Raw genomic sequence first — 3,978 nt, 5'->3', positions numbered from 1 at the left:
GGCCCTGCCGCAAAGCAAGGCCAGCCTGAAGGGCCGAAGTGCATCGCCGCGGGCTACCATCCATCTCCCTGCCATGCGGGAGAGAGCGACGGCCCTGCCGCAAAGCAAGGCCAGCCTGAAGGGCCGAAGTGCATCGCCCCGGGCTACCATCCATCTCCCTGCCATGCGGGAGAAAGAGAGGGCTCTGCCGCAAAGCAAGGCCAGCCTGAAGGGCCGAAGTGCATCGCCGCGGGCTACCATCCATCTCCCTGCCATGCGAGAGGAAGTGACGGCCCTGCCCCAAAGAAGGCCCAGCCCGAAGGAGTGGAGAGCATCGCCCCGGGTTACCCTCCGCCTCACTCTTGTAGGGAAGAGATCCTGAGGCGGTTCCCAGGGGCTCAGGTGCCTACCTCAGCTGTGGCCACCGGTCGGCAGGGGAAATCCCAAGGGGGAGGGTAGGGATGAAAAAGGGAAAGGCCCTGCTCCTTATCGCAATGCTCTTCCTGGGGAATTCTTGGGCCTGGCTCCCGGCCGCGGCACGGTTCACCGACAGCGCCCAGAACCCGGGCAACGCCTTCGCCGCTGCCACCCAGTTCCCGAAAGACTTCTACTTACACAACAACCCCACGCCGCCAACGGGCAATACCAACTCACAGGCGGTTCTACCGGCGGATACTAGCAGTCCGACAGCCGCCGCCCTGTACAACTACGACCAGGACCGGGACGGTTTCGCCGGACTCATAGTCAATAGGGGGGCCAGCGGAGTCGGCGAGACCGACCTTTCCAAACATCAGGTCTGGCGGTCAAGCTCCCTATCTGGCGGCCAGGACCTCGCGGGTACCGTGACTGTCGAACTATGGACCGCAATCAAGGATTTCGGCCAGAACAAGGCAGGGGAGGTCACTGTTTTCCTCCGGGACTACAGTGGCGCCACCTACACGGAGATAGGCAGTGGCACCCTGTACCAGGCCAACTGGCAGAGTGGCTCCTCCACCTGGGTCAAGAAGACCGTATTGGTCAGCGGGTTGAGCTATACCATTCCCCCAGGGAATAGACTGGAGGTCAAGGTCATCGTCGGGAACAGCGCCGGCGACGACATGTGGTTTGCCTATGACACCACGACCTATGCCTCCGCCGTTGGCATCCCTAAAGTATAAGGACAGGCCAGCTCCCCCCGAGCCCTCCACCGCCGGCTGAGACGAAACAGGATGGACATCTGTGCATTGGCCAATATGCGCTGACATGGCCGCCCACTTCATAGGACGGGACCGAACACCTGGGGCTGCATCTATTTGACCTGAGGATTGAACCACGAAGCCCCGTCTCCTTTGACACCTGGGTTCTCGCCGTGCTAAAGTTTGCTTTCCTGGCTACTGCCAGTCCAGCCCGAGGAGGTGGTGAAAAACAGAATGGATTCTAGGGCCGACGTTATTCAGGTGAAGGACCTGGTGAAGCGTTACGGAAAGCTGGAGGCTGTGAGGGGAGTCTCCTTTGCGGTGCGGCAGGGGGAAATCTTCGGCTTCCTGGGGCCCAATGGCGCGGGCAAGACCACCACCATCAACGTGCTCTGCACCCTCCTCCGCCCTACCTCCGGGCAGGCGATAGTCAACGGCTACAACGTGCTGCAACAGCGGAGCCAGGTGCGCCGCTCTATCGGTCTGGTGTTCCAGGAGCCTGCCATCGATGATTACCTCACCGCTGAACAGAACCTGCGTTTCCACGCCTATGCCTACGGCGTGCCTGCGTCGGTGCGGGAACTGCGCATTAAAGAGATGCTGACCATGGTGGAGTTGTGGGACCGGCGAAAGAGCCGGGTCCGTACCTACTCCGGCGGCATGAAGCGACGTCTGGAGATAGCCAGGGGGCTTATACACCACCCGCGGGTGCTATTCCTGGACGAGCCTACCCTGGGGCTGGACCCCCAGACAAGACGCCTCATCTGGGACTACATCCTGGAGCTACGGCGGCAGGAGAGCCTGACCATCTTCCTGACGACCCAGTACATGGATGAGGCCGAGGTCTGCGACCGCATTGCTATCATAGACAATGGCCAGATTGTGGCGCTGGACACGCCGGACAGGCTCAAGGACACAGTCGGCGGTGACCTGGTGTCCTTGAGGGCCGGGGACAATGTGGCGGCAGCCCGAGAACTCCAGGAACGCTACCATGTATCTCCTCAGGTGGAGAACGGCGTGGTCAGCTTCGGGGTGCCCCGGGGTGAGGAGTTCCTCCCCGATTTTGTCCGGGGGTTTGGCCAGCGCCTGCTCTCCGTCGGCGTGCGTCGTCCCACCCTGGACGATGTATTCCTGAAGCTAACGGGGCGGGCCATCCGAGAGCAGTCGCCGGACGCTTTTGAGCATATGAAACAGATGCGGCGCAGGACGGGGGGGCATTAATGGCAGAGGTATACAGGGCCATATGGGTCATCGCCTACAGGGAGGTCCTGCGGTTTGTGTCGGAGCGGGCCCGGATGTTATCTTCTTTTGCCACGCCCCTGCTCTTCCTGATAATCTTCGGGGCTGGCTTCAACCGCCTCATTGGCTCCCTCACCCCCGGGGTGGACTTCATCAAGTTCATGTACCCGGGTATCATGGCCATGACGGTGCTCATGACCTCCATATTCTCAGGGCTCTCGGTGGTGTGGGACAGGGAATTTGGCTTCTTGAAAGAGGTGCTGGTCGCGCCCCTCAGCCGTAGCGGTGTGGTCCTGGGGAAAGCGGTAGGCGGCACCGCGGTAGCCCTGGCCCAGGGCATCATCATGCTGGTGCTGGCACCCTTTCTGGGGGTGGAGCTGAGCTGGCTGCTGGTGTTGAAGCTCATACCCGTGCTCGTGCTGGTGTCGCTCTCGCTCTCCGGCCTGGGCCTGCTGGTGGCCTCGCGGATGCGCTCTCAGCAGGGATTCCAGGTGGTGATGCAGCTCCTCATCTTCCCCCTGATGTTTCTGTCCGGCGTGTTTTTCCCGGTGAACAGCGTGCCCACATGGCTGGGAGTCATCGCCAAAGCTAACCCGGTAACCTACGGCGTGGACGCCATCCGGCAGGTCTTCCTGGGCGGTGGGGCTGTCCAGGTCCCGGCCGCAGCCATGCTCGGCGGCAGCCCCGTGCTGGGGGTGAGCCTCTTCGGGCACACCATGAGCATTGCGGAAGACATGCTGGTGGTGGCCCTCTTTGGCCTGGTGGTGGGGGCGCTGGCAGTGTGGTCCTTTAGCCGGCAGGAGTAGGAGCGAGTCTTGTCAGGGCTCGTAGCCAGAACAGTCTAGGGGACTGCGGGCTGGCTCCAGCCCTCCAGGAGAAGTTTTCCCTCTGTAATCTCTACTCTTTCAACCTCAAGGGGTAGCTCTTCCGTCTCCAGGTCCTGGAGGGCCTGGCCGATATAGTCCTGGAGGAGGCCCAGGAGGGGGAAGGGGATACGCCCCAGGTCTATCCGTTCAATGTCTATTTTGGGCCGTCCCGCCTGGGCGCTCACCCGGGCCTCCACTGCTACCTGGGGGCGGAAACCCTGGAGGTCAATGACAGCGGTGGCTATCACCTTTCCCTCCCGGAAGAGGACCCGGGGGGAGTCTATCTGGAAGGGGATGGCCTCCGGGTTCTCCTCCTGGAATCTGGATAGCTCCCTGGCGATGAGTGAGCTGGCTTCGTCTTCCGTGATTACGAGGGAAAGGGGCTTTCTTTCCCCAGCCTGTTCCAGCCCCTGGGCGAACTCATCTAGCTTTGTCTCCAGGGCCTGGGCCTTCTCCGGGCTGGTGGCTGATGGCGGAAGGTCCCGGACAGAAGCCGGGGGCCGGGTGATGAAATAGGCCGCGGCCCCGGCGAGGGCCAGGGAGAAAAGGAGGTCAAGGGCCAGAAAGAGGAGACAGCCCTTGAGGAACTTCACTCCAGGTAGTCTTTAAGGCGGCGGCTGCGGCTGGGGTGGCGGAGCTTTCTCAGGGCCTTGGCCTCAATCTGCCGGATGCGTTCCCTGGTGACCCCGAACTCCTTGCCCACCTCTTCCAGGGTGCGG

At 62.1% G+C, this 3,978-nt stretch carries 6 protein-coding genes; 4 read left to right on the top strand and 2 right to left on the bottom strand.

Annotated elements, in window-relative coordinates:
* The 4 genes from KJ624_00835 to KJ624_00820 form a co-directional block, all read left to right on the top strand.
* A partial coding sequence (locus KJ624_00835) for a hypothetical protein (GenBank protein ID MBU2008387.1) occupies positions 1-361 on the top strand: 361 nt, incomplete at its 5' end.
* A 79-nt stretch (positions 362-440) separates the two neighbouring features.
* The gene (locus tag KJ624_00830) at positions 441-1,136 is read left to right on the top strand and encodes a hypothetical protein (protein ID MBU2008386.1); all 696 of its coding nucleotides are present in this window, start codon (positions 441-443) and stop codon (positions 1,134-1,136) included.
* A 252-nt stretch (positions 1,137-1,388) separates the two neighbouring features.
* On the top strand, positions 1,389-2,375 hold the full coding sequence (locus KJ624_00825) for an ATP-binding cassette domain-containing protein (protein ID MBU2008385.1): 987 nt from the start codon (positions 1,389-1,391) through the stop codon (positions 2,373-2,375).
* Complete coding sequence (locus KJ624_00820; GenBank protein MBU2008384.1) at positions 2,375-3,199, top strand: ABC transporter permease; 825 nt, start codon at positions 2,375-2,377, stop codon at positions 3,197-3,199. Before KJ624_00825 ends, KJ624_00820 begins: the two co-directional genes overlap by 1 nt.
* 35 nt (positions 3,200-3,234) lie before the next feature.
* Here KJ624_00820 and KJ624_00815 read toward each other — a convergent pair whose 3' ends face one another.
* Positions 3,235-3,852, bottom strand: a complete 618-nt coding sequence (locus KJ624_00815; GenBank protein ID MBU2008383.1) for a hypothetical protein — start codon at positions 3,850-3,852, stop codon at positions 3,235-3,237.
* Positions 3,849-3,978 (bottom strand): RNA polymerase sigma factor RpoD (locus KJ624_00810; GenBank protein ID MBU2008382.1); only part of this gene is annotated, 130 nt, incomplete at its 5' end. The genes KJ624_00815 and KJ624_00810, both read right to left, overlap by 4 nt.

It is taken from the genome of Chloroflexota bacterium (assembly GCA_018825785.1).
GTDB lineage: Bacteria > Chloroflexota > Dehalococcoidia > JACVQG01 > JAHKAY01 > JAHKAY01.
This window is presented reverse-complemented; position numbering and strand designations above follow the sequence as displayed.

Coding starts and splice junctions, on each gene's coding strand:
- KJ624_00825 (MBU2008385.1), top strand. CDS start 1,389: ATGGATTCTAGGGCCGACGTTATTCAGGTGAAGGACCTGGTGAAGCGT.
- KJ624_00820 (MBU2008384.1), top strand. CDS start 2,375: ATGGCAGAGGTATACAGGGCCATATGGGTCATCGCCTACAGGGAGGTC.
- KJ624_00830 (MBU2008386.1), top strand. CDS start 441: ATGAAAAAGGGAAAGGCCCTGCTCCTTATCGCAATGCTCTTCCTGGGG.